The sequence below is a fragment of the Pseudomonas sp. NyZ480 genome (assembly GCF_029537255.1).
In the GTDB taxonomy this organism is placed as follows: domain Bacteria; phylum Pseudomonadota; class Gammaproteobacteria; order Pseudomonadales; family Pseudomonadaceae; genus Aquipseudomonas; species Aquipseudomonas taiwanensis.
In genome coordinates this window covers 2,235,191-2,253,286 of sequence record NZ_CP120626.1, presented here as the reverse complement: position 1 = coordinate 2,253,286, position 18,096 = coordinate 2,235,191, and the positions used below count along the sequence as shown (strand labels likewise).

16 protein-coding genes are annotated in these 18,096 nt (G+C 62.8%); 7 read left to right on the top strand and 9 right to left on the bottom strand.

Going from position 1 to position 18,096, the window contains the following annotated elements; translation table 11 throughout:
- Together P3R38_RS10350 and P3R38_RS10345 are read right to left on the bottom strand one after the other, a co-directional pair.
- Positions 1-819, bottom strand: a complete 819-nt coding sequence (locus P3R38_RS10350) for a DUF4123 domain-containing protein (protein WP_277687111.1) — start codon at positions 817-819, stop codon at positions 1-3.
- Entirely contained in the window at positions 816-2,888 is a 2,073-nt protein-coding gene (locus P3R38_RS10345; RefSeq protein WP_277687110.1) for a type VI secretion system tip protein VgrG, read from the bottom strand. The genes P3R38_RS10350 and P3R38_RS10345 overlap by 4 nt, the downstream gene beginning before the upstream one ends.
- Positions 2,889-3,145: 257 nt before the next feature.
- Between P3R38_RS10345 and P3R38_RS10340 the strand changes: the two genes are divergently transcribed.
- Both P3R38_RS10340 and P3R38_RS10335 read left to right on the top strand, forming a co-directional pair.
- Positions 3,146-3,826: a response regulator transcription factor gene (locus tag P3R38_RS10340; protein WP_023380120.1), complete on the top strand. Its 681-nt coding sequence runs from the start codon at positions 3,146-3,148 to the stop codon at positions 3,824-3,826.
- Complete coding sequence (locus tag P3R38_RS10335; RefSeq protein ID WP_023380119.1) at positions 3,804-5,195, top strand: HAMP domain-containing sensor histidine kinase; 1,392 nt, start codon at positions 3,804-3,806, stop codon at positions 5,193-5,195. Before P3R38_RS10340 ends, P3R38_RS10335 begins: the two co-directional genes overlap by 23 nt.
- 104 nt (positions 5,196-5,299) lie before the next feature.
- On the opposite strand, the gene cysS is transcribed toward P3R38_RS10335, so the two are convergent.
- Together cysS and P3R38_RS10325 are read right to left on the bottom strand one after the other, a co-directional pair.
- Positions 5,300-6,682 carry a cysteine--tRNA ligase gene (gene cysS, locus P3R38_RS10330; RefSeq protein ID WP_027907822.1) on the bottom strand — a complete coding sequence of 461 codons (1,383 nt, stop codon included), beginning with the start codon at positions 6,680-6,682 and terminating at the stop codon, positions 5,300-5,302.
- A 9-nt stretch (positions 6,683-6,691) separates the two neighbouring features.
- Positions 6,692-8,395 carry a glutamine--tRNA ligase/YqeY domain fusion protein gene (locus tag P3R38_RS10325; RefSeq protein ID WP_023380117.1) on the bottom strand — a complete coding sequence of 568 codons (1,704 nt, stop codon included), beginning with the start codon at positions 8,393-8,395 and terminating at the stop codon, positions 6,692-6,694.
- A gap of 247 nt (positions 8,396-8,642) precedes the next feature.
- Here P3R38_RS10325 and P3R38_RS10320 point away from each other — a divergent pair, with 247 nt between their 5' ends.
- Entirely contained in the window at positions 8,643-9,143 is a 501-nt protein-coding gene (locus tag P3R38_RS10320) for a peptidylprolyl isomerase (protein ID WP_104881891.1), read from the top strand.
- On the top strand, positions 9,140-9,862 hold the full coding sequence (gene lpxH, locus P3R38_RS10315; protein WP_023380115.1) for a UDP-2,3-diacylglucosamine diphosphatase: 723 nt from the start codon (positions 9,140-9,142) through the stop codon (positions 9,860-9,862). Before P3R38_RS10320 ends, lpxH begins: the two co-directional genes overlap by 4 nt.
- An 85-nt stretch (positions 9,863-9,947) precedes the next feature.
- Here lpxH and P3R38_RS10310 read toward each other — a convergent pair whose 3' ends face one another.
- Entirely contained in the window at positions 9,948-12,257 is a 2,310-nt protein-coding gene (locus tag P3R38_RS10310) for an acylase (RefSeq protein WP_277687108.1), read from the bottom strand.
- Positions 12,258-12,454: 197 nt separating this feature from the next.
- Between P3R38_RS10310 and P3R38_RS10305 the strand changes: the two genes are divergently transcribed.
- Complete coding sequence (locus tag P3R38_RS10305; protein ID WP_104881892.1) at positions 12,455-12,826, top strand: fe2+ zn2+ uptake regulation protein; 372 nt, start codon at positions 12,455-12,457, stop codon at positions 12,824-12,826.
- A gap of 36 nt (positions 12,827-12,862) precedes the next feature.
- On the opposite strand, the gene P3R38_RS10300 is transcribed toward P3R38_RS10305, so the two are convergent.
- Positions 12,863-13,051 (bottom strand): hypothetical protein, encoded by a 189-nt coding sequence (locus P3R38_RS10300; RefSeq protein WP_023380111.1) that lies wholly within the window; start codon positions 13,049-13,051, stop codon positions 12,863-12,865.
- A 484-nt stretch (positions 13,052-13,535) separates the two neighbouring features.
- On the opposite strand from P3R38_RS10300, the gene P3R38_RS10295 reads away from it, so the two are divergent.
- Together P3R38_RS10295 and P3R38_RS10290 are read left to right on the top strand one after the other, a co-directional pair.
- Entirely contained in the window at positions 13,536-13,904 is a 369-nt protein-coding gene (locus P3R38_RS10295; protein WP_023380109.1) for a Mor transcription activator family protein, read from the top strand.
- Positions 13,905-14,222: 318 nt separating this feature from the next.
- Positions 14,223-14,882 (top strand): carbonic anhydrase, encoded by a 660-nt coding sequence (locus P3R38_RS10290; protein WP_023380107.1) that lies wholly within the window; start codon positions 14,223-14,225, stop codon positions 14,880-14,882.
- Between the two features lie 139 nt (positions 14,883-15,021).
- Here P3R38_RS10290 and P3R38_RS10285 read toward each other — a convergent pair whose 3' ends face one another.
- From P3R38_RS10285 to P3R38_RS10275, 3 genes are all read right to left on the bottom strand, one after another.
- The gene (locus P3R38_RS10285) at positions 15,022-15,630 is read right to left on the bottom strand and encodes a DsbA family protein (RefSeq protein WP_023380106.1); all 609 of its coding nucleotides are present in this window, start codon (positions 15,628-15,630) and stop codon (positions 15,022-15,024) included.
- Between the two features lie 94 nt (positions 15,631-15,724).
- Complete coding sequence (locus P3R38_RS10280; RefSeq protein ID WP_027907001.1) at positions 15,725-16,627, bottom strand: LysR family transcriptional regulator; 903 nt, start codon at positions 16,625-16,627, stop codon at positions 15,725-15,727.
- A 124-nt stretch (positions 16,628-16,751) separates the two neighbouring features.
- On the bottom strand, positions 16,752-17,966 hold the full coding sequence (locus P3R38_RS10275; RefSeq protein ID WP_023380102.1) for an MFS transporter: 1,215 nt from the start codon (positions 17,964-17,966) through the stop codon (positions 16,752-16,754).
- Between the last annotated feature and the right edge of the window lie 130 nt (positions 17,967-18,096).

Below are 18,096 nucleotides of genomic sequence, written 5' to 3'. Positions count from 1 at the left end.
TCAGCCCACCGTGCGATAGCGCAACCGGTGCAGATGCATCTGCGGACTTTCCCCAGCCTGTGGCCCCCAGTCCTCTGGCAACACCAACCCCGGCATACTCAGGCTCTGCACCAGCAAGAACTCGCGTTGCTGCGGCGTCTCCCAGCCCCAGGCGCGGGCACGCGCCAGTTGCGTACGCAACCAATCAGGGTGACCAGGGGGTTCGAACACCTTCAGGTAGGCCGCGAAGTGGTGGGCCAGGAGGAATCGATGTGCATTGGCCAGCAACACCGCTTCGCTGCCTGAGCCGTGCGCCAGCCAAACAGGCGCTGTCGGCAAGGGATGATCACCGGGCAACGGGTTGTCGACCTGCGCCCACCGCTGCCCGTCCCAGTAGCAGATGCTGATGGCCTGCCCCAGGTAGGCAGGCAGGGCAGCCGAGGGCAACCGCTGCAAGGCCGCCGCCAGAATGCGGTTGTCATGGAAGCGGTACAGCGCCTGCTGCGGTCGCTGGCCGATCAACAGCCGCGCCCGCCAATGCGCAGCCCAGGCGGCCAGCGCATCGGGGGCCAGGCTGGCCAGCCAGCCCCAATGCCGTTGTGGCTGATCCAGCAGCGCCTGAACGGTCTTCGCCTCGGGCTCGCCAATCAAGAAGCAACTCGGCCCCAGGGTCGCCATGTGCGCCACTTCGGTCTGGGCATAAAACGCACACCAGCGCTCGCTCGGCAGGCACGCGAGCAGGGACGTGCGCTCGTCGAAGCCGCTGTCCAGCACCAAGGCAATCTCGCGACCGCAGGCGCGCTGCTGCGCCATCCAGGCCCGAGGCGATACCGCGCTCATTGCACACCTCCCAACGCCGCCACGCCTTCGCGGCAGCCCTCGCAAACCGGGCAATAGGCCGCTCCGAGTAACCGGCTCTGCTGCATCAACGCCGCTTGCGTCGGCGCCATGCTCGCCGGCAATGCCCCCGGTACCTGTACGCCACCCCCCTGCCCTGGCGACAAGGGGTTGGCGACGAGACTGGCAGCCGGCACGCCACCAAGCTGAACGGGACTGCTGGCGAAGATCCCGGCGCCATTGATGACCAGGTGCTGACCTGCGACTCTCAGGGTGATACTCGCCCCACCCTCCACGACCACCTCACGCTCCGCCGACAGCTGCATTTGCTGACCGGCATGCTGGGCGAGCACGGTGCCGACCCGGACCTGACGACCCAGGTCGACGGTCAGGTGATCGCTGGAGCGCAGCAGGACACGGCGGTCGCCGCCGACCGTGCACCCTGCCTCGGCCTCCAGCGTGACGTGGCTGTCGCCCTTGACCAGCACCTGCTGGCGGTTGCCGACCTCCAGCAGGCTGTCATGCTCGACCCATTGCTCGAAATCGCGCTGTGCGCGCAGGTACAGCAATTCGTTGCCGTCGCGGTCATCCATGGCCAACTCGTTGTAGCCACCGCTGCCTCCCAGGCTGCGACTGCGCAAGACGGTACGGGCCTTGGCGTCCGGCAGCGCATACGGTGAAGGGTGCAGGCTGTCGGGCAGACACCCGCTGACCACTGGTTGGTCCGGGTCGCCATCGAGAAAGCTCACCACCACTTCCATACCGACCCGCGGCAAGCACACCGCACCATGACGATCACCGGCCAAACTCGACATCACCCGCAACCAGCAGCTGCTGTGTTCGTTGCCCTGGCCTTCACGGTCCCAGTAAAACTGCACCTTGACCCGTCCCAGTTCGTCGCAGTACACCTCCTCGCCCTTGGGCCCGGTCACCCGCGCGGCCTGGCAACCAGGCATGCGCGGCGGGGGACGGGTCATGGCCGGACGGTAGATGACGTCCCAGGGCGTGGCAGTGAAGTGATTGGCATAGCGCGGCGCTTCGCTGACGGCCCCCTCCTGGCCACCGTTCTCCTCCAATACCTGTGGCTGACGCCCCTCATGGCGTAGGCTGGTCAGCAGCCACAGGTCGTTGAAGTCAGCGCGGGGGTGGCCCGTCAGGCTCATCAAGTGGCCACTGACCAGGAGAGGTTCATCACTGTCGCCCTGGGCCTGGCGGTGGTCGACCCGGCAACGCTCCAGGGCACGCTTGCTCATCGTGCTGCCACGGCGCTGCTCCAACGTCTGGCGCAGGCCGCCCGGGTAGGCGTAAAACTCGATATCCGGCGCACGGAGCCCGGTATTGCTACGGCTGGCATAGGCCAGCGGCGCAGCGGCCTTGCGAAAGTCATGGTCGCGCAGTTCCACGCGGCTTACCGTGGTCTGCACCGCCACACTGAATGCCTGGATGACCGGCCCGTCGGGTTGCAGCCCGGCGGGCGGCACGAACGGGACCGCGGTGGCCAGTTTCGGGAAATAGGACTGGTGATCGGCGAACACCACCCGATGCCCCTGCGGCGAATGGACGAAGTGGTAATGAATGCCCTCTTCCTGGCACAACCGCTCGACGAAGGCCAGGTCGCTCTCTGCGTATTGCACGCAGTAATCGCGGGGCGGTGATGGCTCGGCGAGGTGAAACTGGTAGGCGTCGGACAGTATGCCGTGCTCTTCGAGCAGGCGGGCGACCACCTGAGCAACCGTGCGGCCCTGGAAGATGCGGTGGTTGCGACGCAGTCCCAGGCGGGCCATTTGCGGCTCTAGCCTGGCGTGGTAGTGGGTCAGGCGCTTGCCGCTGGCACCCTGGCGCAAGCGCGAAATCACGCCATGCACACCGCTGCCCCGTGTGTCGAAGGCGAGAAACGCCTGCTGGTTGAGCAGTGTTTCCAACGGCAGGTCGGCGCGCTCGCTGACCAGTTCGATATCGAAAGAGAACAGGCTGCTGATGCCTTCGCCGCCGCTGAAGGCCAGCACGCGCATGTCATCGGGCAACCTGTCCGCAAGAAAGCGAATTGCCCCGTAGCCATATGACTTGAACATCCGATGTCCTTTGATGTGGGTTGGACCAATGCCTGTCAATCGGCAAAGACCGGAACCTACCAAGAACATCCGCGAATATATGTAGGACGCTTCACTACTGAATGTAGGATTGATCTAAATCCGCCCAACAACCGGCTTGGCGCAGAGGCGGCGGCTCGGCCAACGCTTGCTACCCGGTGGCAGATGAATTTTTCTTAAATTCCGGGCAGTCTATTCTTTGGCACAATCCAGTCTCCATTCGCCGCCCAGGAACCAGCATGCCACGCGTACTGACCATCGAAGACGACGCCGTCACCGGCCAGGAAATCGTCGCCGAACTCACCAGCCACGGCCTGGAAGTGGATTGGGCCGACAATGGCCGTGAAGGCCTGGCCAAGGCCATTGCCGGTGGTTATGACCTGATCACCCTGGACCGCATGCTGCCCGAGGTCGACGGCCTGACCATCGTCACCACCCTGCGCAACCTGAAGATCGCCACGCCGATCCTGATGATCAGCGCCCTGTCCGATGTCGACGAGCGGGTACGTGGCCTGCGCGCCGGCGGGGATGACTACCTGACCAAGCCGTTCGCATCGGATGAAATGGCCGCGCGGGTCGAAGTGCTGCTGCGGCGCAACAGCGTGCCCATGACCCAGACCCGCCTGCAGGTCGCCGACCTGGAGCTGGACTTGATCAGCCACGAGGCACGTCGCGGCGAGCAGACCCTCAACCTGCTGCCCACCGAGTACAAGTTGCTGGAGTACCTGATGCGCCACGCCGGCCAAGTGATCACGCGGATGATGATTTTCGAAGAAGTCTGGGGGTACCACTTCGACCCTGGCACCAACCTGATCGACGTCCACATCGGCCGTCTGCGCAAGAAGATCGACTCACCCGGCCAGTCGCCGCTGATCCGTACCGTACGGGGCTCCGGCTATGCCATTGCTGAACCCGTCTAAGGGCTGGAGCTCGTCCACCAGCCGCCTGCTGGCGCTGTACAGCTTCCTGTTCGTGGCCTGGAGTTGCATCCTCATGGGGGTGCTGTACTTCGAGGTGTCCAGTTACCTGAACAAGCTCACTCGCCATTCCATGCTGCAGCGCCAGCACTTGTTCGCGCACATGAGCGGCAAGCAACTGGACGATGCCCTGATCGCCAGCCAAGCCTTCGAAGAGCGCAGTTTCGACGCCTATGGCCTGTTCGACGCGCAGCTCAACCCGATTGGCGGGCGTATTCGCGCCATACCTCAGGAACTTGGGCTGGACGGCAAGGTGCATGAGCTCAAGCGCTGCCTGGATGCCGATGACCCGCACATGCCGCGAGACAGCTGCGATGCCGTGGCCATCAAGGTGCAGGATGGCCGCTGGCTGGTGCTGGTGCGCGACAATGGCTCGTTGTTCGTGGTCACCCGGATCATCCTGCATGCCTTGCTTTGGGGCATCTCGCTGACCCTGATCCCAGGCTTCGCTGGCTGGTACCTGCTGCGCCGCCGCCCTCTCAAGCGCATCCGCGCCATCCAGGCCCAGGCCGAACTGATCGTCGCCGGCGACCTCACCCACCGCCTGCCGCTGTCGGCACGGCGTGACGAGCTGGATATGCTGGCGGCCATCGTCAATGCCATGCTCGACCGTATCGAGCGGCTGATGCACGAGGTCAAGGGCGTGTGTGACAACATTGCCCATGACCTGCGCACGCCGTTGACCCGCCTGCGCGCGCAGCTGTATCGAATTCGCCAGCAAAGCGCCGTCGACTCGGCCGAAGCCGAGGCGCTGGACCAGGCGATTGGCGAAACCGATACGCTGATGGCGCGTTTTCGCGGGTTGCTGCGCATCAGTGAGCTGGAGGACCGCCAACGCCGGGCCGGCTTCGTGCAGCTGGATCCGCATGGCCTGCTGGTGGAGCTGCATGACTTCTACCTGCCGCTGGCCGAGGACGGTGGCATACGCCTTTATCTGGAACAGCCCGCGCAACTGGCGGCGCTACACGGCGACCGGGAACTGCTGTTCGAGGCGCTGGCCAATCTGGTCGGCAACGGGATCAAGTTCACCCCCGAGGGCGGGCGTGTGGTCATCTCGGCGACCCAGGACGAGGCCGGGGTGCATATCGCCATCGAAGACAGCGGGCCGGGCATTCCTGAAGAGGAGCGCGCCGCGGTGTTGAAACGCTTCTATCGCAGCGAGGAAGGTCACCGTCATGCAGGGTTCGGGCTGGGGCTGTCGATCGTGGCGGCGATCGTCGACCTGCATGGGTTCGCACTGGAAATTGGGGCAAGCGAGTTCGGTGGGGCGAAGTTGGTGATGCATTGCCCGCTGGCGGGGCTGGCCAAGTAACGACCGGGACTGCCTCGCAGCCCAATCGCCGGCACGCCGGCGCCTACATGACACTGAGAGATCCTGTAGGTGCCGGCGTGCCGGCGAACGATCCGCTAACGCGATCAGTCGGCCAGACGCCAGGTGGTCCCACCCTTGCTGTCTTCCAGCACCACGCCCATGGCGGTCAGCTGGTCGCGGATACGGTCCGATTCAGCCCAGTTCTTGTCGGCACGTGCCTGCAAACGCGCCTGGATCAGCGCCTCGACTTCGGCCGCATCGACCTTGCCCTCGGCACCGGCGCGCAGGAAGTCATCAGCCTCCAGCTGCAGCACACCCAGCACATCCCCCAACTCACGCAGACGCCCCGCCAGGCCGGCAGCGGCCTCCAGGTCAGTCTCCCGCAGGCGGTTGATCTCGCGTACCAGGTCGAACAGCACGGCGCAGGCTTCGGGCGTACCGAAGTCGTCGTTCATCGCCACGCTGAAGCGCTCGACGAACTCTTCGCCCCCCTTGGCTGCCACGCGCGGCAGGCCACGCAAGGCGTGGTAGAACCGCTCCAGGGCGCCCTTGGCATCACGCAGGCTGTCCTCGGAGTAGTTGATCGCGCTGCGGTAATGGCTGGCCACCAGCAGGTAACGCACCACTTCGGGGTGATACTTGTCGAGCACGTCGCGAATGGTGAAGAAGTTGTTCAACGACTTGGACATCTTCTCGCCATTGATGCGGATCATGCCGCAGTGCATCCAGGCGTTGGCGTACGGCTTGCCGGTGGCCGCCTCGCTCTGGGCGATCTCGTTCTCGTGATGCGGAAACTCAAGGTCGCTGCCGCCACCGTGGATGTCGAAGCTCTCGCCCAGGCAGCAGGTGGACATCACCGAGCACTCGATGTGCCAGCCCGGACGGCCAGGGCCCCACGGCGAATCCCAGTACGGCTCGCCCGGCTTGACGCCTTTCCACAACACGAAGTCCAACGGGTCCTGCTTGGCTTCGTCGACTTCGATGCGGGCGCCGATGCGCAGGTCTTCGATCTTCTTGCGCGACAGCTTGCCGTAACCGACGAACTTGCCGACGCGGTAGTACACGTCGCCATTGCCCGGGGCGTAAGCGTAGCCTTTGTCGATCAAGGTCTGGATCATCGCATGCATGCCGGCGATATGGTCGGTGGCACGCGGTTCCAGGTCCGGCTTGAGAATGTTCAGGCGGCGCTCGTCCTCGTGCATCGCGTCGATCATTCGGGCAGTCAGCGCGTCGAACGACTCGCCGTTCTCGTTGGCCCGGTTGATGATCTTGTCATCGATGTCGGTGATGTTGCGCACATAGGTCAGCTCATAGCCGCTCTTGCGCAGCCAGCGGGTGACCAGGTCGAAGGCCACCATGCTGCGACCGTGGCCCAGGTGGCAGTAGTCGTACACGGTCATGCCGCAGACGTACATGCGCACCTTGTTGCCATCGAGCGGCTTGAAGACTTCCTTGGTTTTGCTCAGCGTGTTGTAGATGGTAAGCACGGCGGTTCCTTAGCTGCCCCAGGAGTCACGCAGGGTGACGGTGCGGTTGAACACCGGACGGCCAGGCTGGCTGTCCTTCAGGTCGGCGCAGAAGTAGCCTTCACGCTCGAACTGGAAGCGGTCTTCCGGCTGTGCCTGGGCCAGCGATGGTTCGGCACGGCAACCCGTCAGCACTTGCAGCGAGTCCGGGTTGATGTTGTCGAGGAAACTGCCACCGTCTTCGGTTTTCTCCGGGTTGGCGGAGCGGAACAGACGGTCGTACAGGCGCACTTCGCATTCGACGCTGCCTTCGGCCGGTACCCAGTGGATCACACCCTTGACCTTGCGGCCTTCAGGGTTCTTGCCCAGGGTGTCGGGGTCGTACGAGCAGCGCAGCTCGACGATGTTGCCGTCGGCATCCTTGATGGCTTCGTCGGCACGGATCACGTAGCTGCCGCGCAGGCGCACCTCGCCGGCTGGCTCCAGGCGCTTGTAACCCTTGGGCGGCTCTTCCATGAAGTCGTCACGGTCGATGTACAGCTCGCGGGCGAATGGCAGTACGCGCACGCCCATGTCTTCCTTCGGGTGACGCGGCAGTTCGAGCTGCTCGACCTTGCCCTCCGGGTAGTTGGTGATGACCACCTTCAGCGGACGCAGCACGCACATGGCACGAGGCGCGGTGCGGTCCAGGTCGTCACGGATGCTGAACTCGAGCATCGACATGTCGACCACGCCGTCGGAACGGTTGGTGCCGATCATTTCGCAGAAGTTGCGGATCGACGCTGGGGTATAGCCGCGGCGGCGGTAGCCCGACAGGGTCGACATGCGCGGGTCGTCCCAGGCCTCGACGTGCCCTTCGTCGACCAGCTGCTTGAGCTTGCGCTTGGAGGTAATGGTGTAGTTCAGGTTCAGGCGGCTGAACTCGTACTGGCGTGGGTGCGCCGGTACCGGCAGCTTGTCCAGGAACCAGTCGTACAGCGGACGGTGGCTTTCGAATTCCAGGGTGCAGATCGAGTGGGTGATGCCTTCGATGGCGTCCGACTGACCGTGGGTAAAGTCGTAGTTGGGGTAGATGCACCACTTGTCACCGGTCTGGTGGTGGTGGGCGTGACGGATGCGATACAGGATCGGGTCGCGCAGGTTCATGTTCGGCGAGGCCATGTCGATCTTGGCACGCAGCACGCGCTCGCCATCCTTGAACTCACCCGCCTTCATGCGGGCGAACAGGTCCAGGTTCTCCTCGACGCTGCGCTCGCGGAACGGGCTGTTCTTGCCAGGCTCGGTCAGGCTGCCACGGTATTCCTTGGCCTGCTCCGGGGTCAGGTCGCAGACGTAGGCGTTGCCCGACTTGATCAGGTCCACGGCCCACTCATGCAATTGCTCGAAGTAGTCCGAGGCGTAGCGCACCGGGCCCGCCCACTCGAAGCCCAGCCACTTGACGTCGCGCTGGATGGAGTCGATGTACTCCTGGTCTTCCTTGGCCGGGTTGGTGTCGTCGAAACGCAGGTGGCAGACGCCGCCGAACTCCTTGGCCAGGCCGAAGTTCACACAGATCGACTTGGCGTGGCCGATGTGCAGGTAGCCATTGGGCTCTGGCGGGAAGCGGGTGACGATGCTGCTGTGCTTGCCCGAGTCCAGGTCGGCCTGGACGATCGGCCGCAGGAAGTTCGCAGGGACGGCGGGGGCGCCTTTGGCAGCGGCGTTGGGCGCGTTGTCGGCAGTGGGCTTGCTCATAGGATCCTTGAATGCACGTGTCCGGCCTGGGTAGGCCGATTGAATCAAAGGGCCTATCATAGCCGAAGCAGTCAAGCTGCTGACAGCCGGGCTCGGACAAACTGCCGCGATTTATCGCTGCTATTTGTCGCAAGCTGGCAAAATAGCCGACGCAGGCCATGTGTCGTGCCGGCCGGATCCTGCGTCAGTTGCCATTATGCGCCTGACGCACCCTATTCCCGAATGCCTTGAAAGAGCGAATTTCAGCATGTCCAAAGTCAAACTGAGCACCAACCACGGCGACATCGTCCTGCAACTGGACGCCGAGAAAGCGCCGAAAACCGTTGAGAACTTCGTTCAGTACGTCAAAGACGGCCACTACGACGGCACCGTCTTCCACCGCGTGATCAAGGGCTTCATGATCCAGGGCGGCGGCTTCGAAGCCGGCATGAGCCAGAAGAAGACCCGCGCCAGCATCCAGAACGAAGCCGACAACGGCCTTAAGAACAAGAAGTACAGCATCGCCATGGCCCGGACCATGGAGCCGCACTCGGCCTCGGCGCAGTTCTTCATCAACGCCAACGACAACGACTTCCTCAACCACAGCGGCAAGAACGTTCAGGGCTGGGGCTATGCCGTGTTCGGCGAAGTGATCGAAGGCCGTGAAGTCGTCGACGCCATCGAAACGGTCGCCACCGGTTCCAAGGCTGGCCACCAGGACGTGCCGAAAGACGACGTGGTCATCGAGAAAGCCGAGATCATTGAGTGATTCTGCTGATCTCCGATCTGCACTTGCAAGAAGAACGCCCGGACATAACCCGGGCGTTTCTTGATCTGCTCGACGGTCGTGCCCGCCACGCCAAGGCGCTTTACATCCTTGGTGACTTCTTCGAAGCATGGATCGGCGACGACGCGATGTCGCCCTTCCAGCAGTCGATCGGCCAGGCCATGCGCCAGCTGAGCGACAGCGGCACGGCGATCTACCTGATGCATGGCAATCGTGACTTCCTGATCGGCCAGGACTTCTGCGAAGCCGCCGGCTGCACGCTACTGACCGACCCAAGCGTGATCGAGCTCGGTGGCGAACAGGTGCTGCTGATGCACGGCGACACCCTGTGCACCCGCGACCTGGCCTACATGAAGCTGCGTCGATACCTGCGCAACCCGGTTAGCCTGTGGGTACTGCGCCACCTGCCGCTATCCACGCGGCAGAAGCTGGCGCGCAAGCTGCGCAGCGAAAGCCGCGCGCAGACACGCATGAAAGCAACCGAGATCGTCGACGTCACGCCCGAAGAGGTCCCGAAGGTCATGGCGGCGCACGGTGTGCGCACCCTGGTCCATGGCCATACCCACCGACCGGCGATTCACAAGCTGGTGGTCGAAGGTGAGCCAGCGCGGCGCATCGTTCTGGGCGACTGGGACCGTCGGGGCTGGGCCCTTCAGGTGGACGAGCAAGGGTTCCAGCTGGCGCCTTTCGAGTTTTCCTGATGCTGTCGATCCTATCGCCGGCAAGCCGGCCCCTGCAGGCCCGTGTCGACCTGCAGGAGCCGGCTTGCCGGCGGTGAGGCCGCCCTCATTTCACGCTCACAACCGCCCCATCCCGCTCGCTGATCACATACTGCCGATACTGCGGGTCTGCCTTGATCTGCGCCTCGGTAAACGGAATCGGCGCCAGCTGTTTGGCGGAGAAGGCCTTGGTCTGGTCGTTCGAATGTGCCGAACCGGCTTCACTGGACTGCGAAAACGCCAGCAGCCCTCGGGCCTGCGGCCCCTGCTCGGTGAACTTGACCAGTTGCAGGTAGCTGGTGCCACTGACGACCCGTCGCTTGCCCGGCCCGTGCGGCACGCTGTAGATCGCGTTGTATACGCCCAAGCCTTGTGGCCCGCCCGGCACCGGCGTGCCATCGGCAGCCTGTTGGATCTGCCCCCACTGGCTGTTTTCCCCTACCCCGGCTTGTGCGACTGCCTGCAATGACGCCAGCGCGGCGTGATGGAGCAGCTTGCGTACCGCTGCCTGTTCGACGGCCAGCCCCCGGGGCGTGTGCTGCGGATCGGCCGGGTCGAAGGCCACCCGCCAGCTTTGCGGGTGTTCGGCCAGCGCCTCGACAATGTTTTCGAAATGCACCAGGCCGACGCCACTGTTCAGATCAGCCTTGCCGTTCCACGCTGCCAGGCTGGCGCAAACGGTCTGCACGTCAGCCTCGGCTTCCTTGCACCACTGCATCAGATCCGGCAGCACCAGGCTGGCGAGATAGACCTCGTCATCGGTCACCATGCGCTGCAAGTCATCGATACCCACCTTCGTCTTGCCTTGCAGGCGCTGCAGGGCAAAGCGCCCGCGCATGCCAAGCGGTTGATCATCGCGGCTGACCAGTGGCGAGAAACCCGTCAGGGGCTCGGCAGGGTTGGCCATCCAGGCGGGGTCATTGGAGTTTTGCACGAAGTCGGAGCGCTCAAGGCTTGGTAGCAGACGCGCGGGGAAGATACCCGGCTGAGCCGCCTGGGCATCGACTTTCCACTGGCACGCACTGCGCGATCCATCCAGCACCACCAGTGGGCCCTGGGCTGCCGGGTGACTGCAGTGGCTCAGCAACTCCTGGTCGACGTACGGCACCACCGACTGGTTGAGGTACAGCGTTCGTCCTTCGGCGTCTACCGCCAGGGTGTTGACCCAGGGAATGCCCTGGAGGCTGGCGATCGAGCCTTTGAGCGCGTCCAGGCTTCCCGCGCGGTTGATCTGGTACCACTGCTGCAACACACGGGTGTTGTCCAGGTTGGCGTCGCGCAGGCTGTAGGCAGCTTGGCTGTCCCAGTCCAGTCGGCCCGGCCCTTGCACCACCGGGCCGAACGTCGAGGCATAGACCTGGCGCTGCACTTGGCTCAGGCTGCCGTCTTTGGACTTGACGGTGATGCTCACGGTTTGCGGCATGAGTGGCAGCGACTGGCCATCGAGCAGGTAGCGGGTCGGGTCCTTCGGGTCCAGTTGCAACCGGTACAGGGTGAAATGCTTCGAGGTATCGACGGTGTGGGTCCAGGCCAGGTGCCGGTTGAAACCGATGTTGATCACCGGCAACCCCGGCAGGGCAGCGCCCATGACATCCAGTTGGCCAGGAATGGTCAGCTGCATCTGATAGAAACGCATGCCGCCCACCCAAGGGAAATGTGGGTTGGCCAACAACAGCCCGCGACCATTGGCTGAGCGCTCTGCGCCGACGGCCACCGCGTTGCTGCCGCGCTCGGAAGCGAAGCGCGACTGCTGTGCCAGCGCCGCAGTAAAATCGCTGGCGGCCCGCTGAGTCGCCCGTGTCGGCGGCTGCGCGCCTACCACGGCCTCGGCAAACTGCCCCACCCCACCCTCCACCAGCAACCGCCGGGTCAACTTGACCAGGTCCAGACTGGTGATCGGATGCAACCACTGCCCTGTTCCGCATTCGGCCGGCAGGCCCGCGGCACGGCGCTCGCCCAGTGCACGGTTGTAGCCGCTGGCATAGCCTTCGAGCAACTGCCGTACGGCGGTCGGCTGTGCCTGCAGGAAGCCATTGACCGCTGATGGGCGGTTGAGCCAGGTGAAGAACAGGTCGCTGGTCAGGTTGTCGCGCTGCTCCACGGTCTTGCCCTGGGCCCCAAAGTAGCGGGAGCGCTCGCCATTGACGGTCAATACCTCATTGGCCAGCAAGCACAGGTTGTCCTGCGCGTAGGCGTAGCCAATCCCATACCCCAGGCCGCGCTCGTCCTTGGCCACGATGTGCGGGACGCCAAAGCTGGTGCGGCGGATCTGTGCGCTGGCCTCGTCACCGGTATCCCGAGCCTGGGCAGCAACGCTGAAGACAACCAGGGCTACCGCCAGGCTGGCACAGGTCAGTGGACGCGAAAGTGTGAACACGGGCATTCCTCGGATTCAAGGGTCATCCCGATCAGACGAATGGCTGAATGAAAATTTTACGCAATGCCCGCGCATCCAAGGTCTTGATCAGGCCGAGGCAATTTTTTTTACGCCAAGGCTGCAGATTTGCCGCTCTCATTCGTCCTAGTAAGTGAGGCACCCATATTTCGGGACAGTCCACGAAAAGGAGCATTCACATGTACCACCCGCAACCCACGATGCAGGCCGGGCATGCGCCGGTCACGGCGCCCAACGGAGCGGTCGCCAGCGGGGATGAACGCGTTGGCAACGAACAGATTCGCGAGTTGCTGCGCAGTTATGGCCTGCGCACCAGCCTGATCCGCCTGAAGGTGATCGACGCCCTGCACACGGCTGACCGCAACGGCCGCAGCATCGGCGTGCGCGGTGTGCACGCCCAGCTTGAACAACTGGACATACCGCTTTCATTCCTGAGTGTCCGGGAGGTGCTCAAGCGCCTGTGCGCCGAAGGTGTGATCTGCCTGGGCAGCGACAAATGCTACAGCCTCGATCCCCAGGCGCGCGCCGTGTTGGAGCAGGCCGCGCGCTGAGCGGATGGCCGGCCAGGACTGGCCGGCCGGCACGGGTCAGGGTTTGACCTTGCGCCGCAGTATCCCGTTGATTACCACCACGACCACCGCAATGACGATGGCGCACACCTGGAACGTCTGCTCGCTGATCACCCCTTCTTTCTGCAGGTGAGACAGGCCCAGCATGAGGCCCAACACCACCAGGATGATCAAAAGGGAGTATTTGAGGCGCTGCACATGTGTCATCGAAGGTTCCTTGCAACATCAGAGGCAAATGGCTCGCATCGAGCCGCGGCCATGATACAACGCCAACCGTCATCTGCGCTGCATTTCCTGCCTGGCGTGCTTCGACGCACCTGAGCACATGGGCCTTGCGCCCACTGCCAAGGTATCGATAGCCATGGCCACGATGCCAGCGTCCTGGCCCCTTCCCCTCTGCCCCCCCGGTACAAATGAGGGTACTGAGACCCAATGCAGCAACGGACGCTGGCCCCGTCGGAAAACAAAGGCCTGGAGCCAAAAGCCGACGCCTTATCCTACAGCCCACGAAATCGCTGCCTGCAACAAGTGCTCCGCTAGGCTACAGCGCCCAGTCCGCTTGGCGCCTAGCGGCTCAGCTCGCCGCTGTCTGAAAATCCAGTCACGCCATCAGCAACCGATCGGTGGCGATCGCAGAGTCGCAACGTTGGACGTTCAACGCGCGCATCCCATTTGTCCTGAGGGGGCCCACATGGAATCACTAGACCTGAGCTGCATCGATATCAGCCAATTACCGCATTCGCTGCAATCGCTCATCGAGTGCATCGGCATTGAAAATGCTTACCGCCTGACCTGCTCCTACGGCGGCAGGCCAAAATACATCCCCAAGCATCGCGAACGCTCCAAGCTGACCGATGTACTGCCGCCACAGGCTCTGGATGCCCTGATCAAACGCTTCGCTGGCGTGGCGCTGGAAATTCCCAAGGCCGATCACTTCCTGCGCCAGCTGCGCAACCTGCAAATCCAGCAAGAAAGCGCCAAAGGCTTGTCCCGCAGCCTGTTGGCCGATAAGTACGGCCTGAGCCTGCGCCAGATCGGTAACATTCGCCGCCAGGCCTGAGTGACCCGTTTGAACTGAAATTCTTCCATCGAGGTTTGAAATGGATCCAAGCCAGCCCTGATGAGCCCGTTAGCCGTTGCAACAGCTGCCGCCCGGAATCTGCATTTCAAGTGCAATGCACCCTGCTGGGCGGTTCGAGGATCAATGACCAGACTTGGGCCTGCGGACTAGGCGTTCGTTGCAGGGTTGCGGCGCGGGGAATTCCGCTGATCGACGACAGCCACTGGGCACGAGCTTCGCGATGATGACGGCCACAACGGCACCGTGGCATATTGAATGCTCGTGACCTGATCCTGGCATTCGGATTTGGAGGATTCCATGCGTGATATCATTGACGGCTTTCTGCGCTTTCAGCGAGAGGTTTACCCCCAACGCGTCGAGCTATTCAAGCAACTCGCGACGACGCAAAACCCGAAGGCATTGTTCGTCACCTGCTCGGACAGTCGTGTCGTACCTGAACTTCTTACACAGCGCGAACCGGGCGAGCTGTTTGTGATTCGCAACGCCGGTAACATCGTGCCGTCCTATGGACCCGAACCCGGCGGCGTCTCGGCAACCGTCGAATATGCGGTCGCGGTGCTCGGCGTGCAGGACATCGTGATCTGCGGCCACTCCGACTGCGGTGCGATGGGCGCGATTTCACGCTGCACTTGTCTGGACCATCTTCCCGCGGTCGCTAGCTGGCTGCGGCACGCAGACGCCGCAAAAGCGATCAACGCGGCGCATGCGTTCGACACGCCTCGCGCCAAGCTCGACGGCCTTGTGCGGGAAAACGTGATTGCGCAACTGTCGAACCTTCGTACCCACCCCTCGGTCGCACTGGCGCTCGAGCAGGGGCGTTTGAACCTGCACGGCTGGGTCTACGACATCGAGGCGGGTTGCATCGATGCGCTTGATGGCGCGACACGAAAATTCGTCTCACTTGCAGACTCGCCGAACACGGTCGCGATCGCTGCGCGCAACAGCAGACAGATCTGATGGCGAAAGCCACAAGCGACATCGAGGCAAGCAAAGCCCGCGATGGCTGTGGCCAGGTGGCTAGCGCAGCGTCAGTCCAGACCTTGTCTAGGCTCAGCTACCGCGGCCTAGCCGCACAGTCACCTGAACACGGCCCACCTCAGATGAACATTGGCATTAATACGCCGGGCGTCTGCGCGCCGAAGACAACGGCCCCATTAATGCGCAAAGAGGGAATCACACGTCCAGCCCAGGCGGCGACAGAAGCTTCGGTTTCCTGCAATTCATCGCTGAAAGCGGCACTTTGCATGAATGCCTGAATGTCGCCGAAGGACGCCATCTCGCGCCCCAGCAACTTTTCCAGCATGGCCGGATCACCTATGTCCTGACCATGGCAATACAAGGCTTGGTACACGCTTTCCACGAATGGCCGGGCAGGCCTGGCGCTGCGCTGCAACCACAGCACCGCCGCAAGCGCCAGCCGCGTGTCCGGAACGCAGACGATTGCGCTGAACGCCGGTTCAATGCCCAGCATTTGCAGTTCCGTTGCCACGAGGGACTGATGGAGCACCGCTTGTGTCCCGAAGCGGTACGCCAGGAAGTCGCGGTAGGTCATGCCGGCTGCCGATCGACTCAGCACGCAGCGGCAGGGTTGAAAGGTAACATTCAGTTCTCTATTGGCCTGGGTCATCGCGATCACGAGCCGGCGCATTGCGACCCAACCCCAAGGGTCGAGAAAGTCGAACGCCAAGATCGGTGGAGTCTGCATGATTACTACCCTGAAGGATTCGTTCATCCAAGGGTAAGGCGTTACGGGGACAGACTGAAGCCACGCACCACGCAATGGAGCGTTGCGTACGCAGCTATGCGATATTGAGCAACTCTTTCATGAACTGCGCAAATACCTTGATGCGTGTCGATTCACGGTTGATCGGCAAGTAGACGATGTTGATCGAGGAATTGACGGATATCGGGTTCACTTCATATTCCGGCAGCAAGCGGGTGAGCCGCCCCTGCTGCACATCCTCGGCGACCAGCCAGTCGGCCAACAGTGCAATGCCCTGCCCTGCAACGGCTGCTTGCCTGAGAATATCGGCATTGTTGCTTTGCATCCGCCCCTGAACCGAAACCGGCAGAGTCTGGTCAGCGACTTCGAAAAGCCAGTCTCGCATCGGCCCACCGTAGTCGAATCGCATACAAGAATGGGTGCTGAGTTCGCCTGGCTGAGTGGGCGCACCATGCTGTTCAAGGTACGCCGGGCTTGCCACCAGCCAGCGTTGAAAGTGACCGATGGTGGTGCAGATGACTTCCTCGCTGGAGACCGTCGAGCCCAAGCGAACGGCCAGATCGATTCGGTCCTTGAACAGATCCACCCTCTCATCGCTGAGGTTCAGGCTCACCTCCACCCCCGGATGACTCGCCAGAAACCGGCCCAAGTGGGGTGAGATCAGGCGCCGGCCGAACTCCACTGGCACGCTGACCCGAAGCTTGCCTTTGGCTTCGCTTCCTCTGTCCGTCACCCTGCTGTCAGCGGCAGCGAGCGCATCGAGGATGGCCACCGCGCTTTCGAAATAGGCCTGCCCCAAGTCGGTCGGGCTGTTCTGGCGTGTGCTGCGGGTGATCAGCGTGGTGCCCAGCTCCGACTCCAATGCGGCAACCTGACGCGCTACGGAAGAAGTTGCCACGCCAAGCTTTCGGGCCGCTGCGGAGTATCCACCGCAGCGCACCGTCTCAACGAACATGCTTAACGCGAGAAACTTATCCATATTTCCGACTCCGTTGAAGATCCATCCGGCAAGCCAGTGTCGTCACCCGTCGACGCTGCTGGCAGGCTGGATGATAGTCATGTGAACGGACGTGGAAATAGAACAGGCGTGCTCAGCTCATCGATCAGCGCTTGCCCGCATGCTTCATGAGGAAAATCACCAGCGCCACGGCCGGAAACGCAGCGGCAGTGAAGATCGTGGCTGGCCAGCCAAAGCGCTCATAGAGCGGGCTTGCAAGCATCGAACCCAGTGCACCGCCGACAAAGATGCTGGTCATGAACACGGCGTTCAGGCGTGCTCGGCTGTTGGGGTCCAGCGCATAGACCTCGCGTTGCCCAAGCACCATGTTCAGTTGCACCGCGAAGTCCAAGGCGATTGCCGCTGCCACCAGTCCCAGGTAGCCCAGCCCCGGAATACCACCGATCAGCAGCGCTACCGGTGCCAGTACCAATGCCACCAAGGTACTGACGTGGCCATGCCCTGCATCGGCCAGACGGCCGGCGATGGGGGCCGCGACGGCACCCACTGCGCCGACCAGCGCGAACAGCGCCACCCCATTCTGGCTGAAGCCATAGTGACGGATCAGCTCGATCGGCACGATGGTCCAGAAGAAGCTGAAGCTTGCGAACAACAGGCCTTGGTACAGCGAGCGTTCCCGAAGAACGGCATATTGCTTGGCAAGGCCGAACACCGAACCAATCAGACGACCATAGGTGGTGTGATGGTTAGGCATGCGCTTGGGCAGCAGTACGGCGACCAGCAAGGCAATCGCGACCATCAGCACCGCAGCGCTGAAGAACACACCTCGCCAGCCAATGTATTCGGACACCAGGCTCGCTACGGGGCGAGCGAGCAAGATCCCGAGCAGCAGGCCGCTCATGATGTTGCCCACCACCCGGCCACGACTGCTTTCAGGTGCCATGTGCGCGGCCAGCGGTACCAGGATCTGCACGGCGACGGAAGTCAGGCCGATCATCAACGCCGCGATCAGGAACAGCGAGGGCGAGTCCGCAAACCCTGCTGCCGCGAGAAACCCGCCGACGACCAGGGTAAAGCCGATCACCAGGCGTTTGTTTTCCATCAAGTCGGCCAGCGGGACCAGGAACAGCAAGCCCGCTGCATAACCGAACTGGGTCAACGAAACGATCAGGCTGGCATGTTCGGGCGACAGGCCAATGCTCGGCGCGATCAGTTCGACGATGGGCTGGGCGTAATAGAGGTTTGCAACCACCGCACCGCAGCAGAATGCGAGGAACACGACCAGCGCTTTGGATAGCGTCGGGGTTGCATCGGCATGCACCGACGGTGAAACAAGTACTTCAGGGCTGCTCGCTGACATGGCGACATCTCCGGATGGGTTGAAAAGTTCAGGAGCAAGCCTATGCGCCAAGGCGAGGCGTTGGAATATGAACGCCCAGCAACGAAGCTGTGCATGTTGCGCAAAACTGCCAGCGTTGCGTGAACAGCAA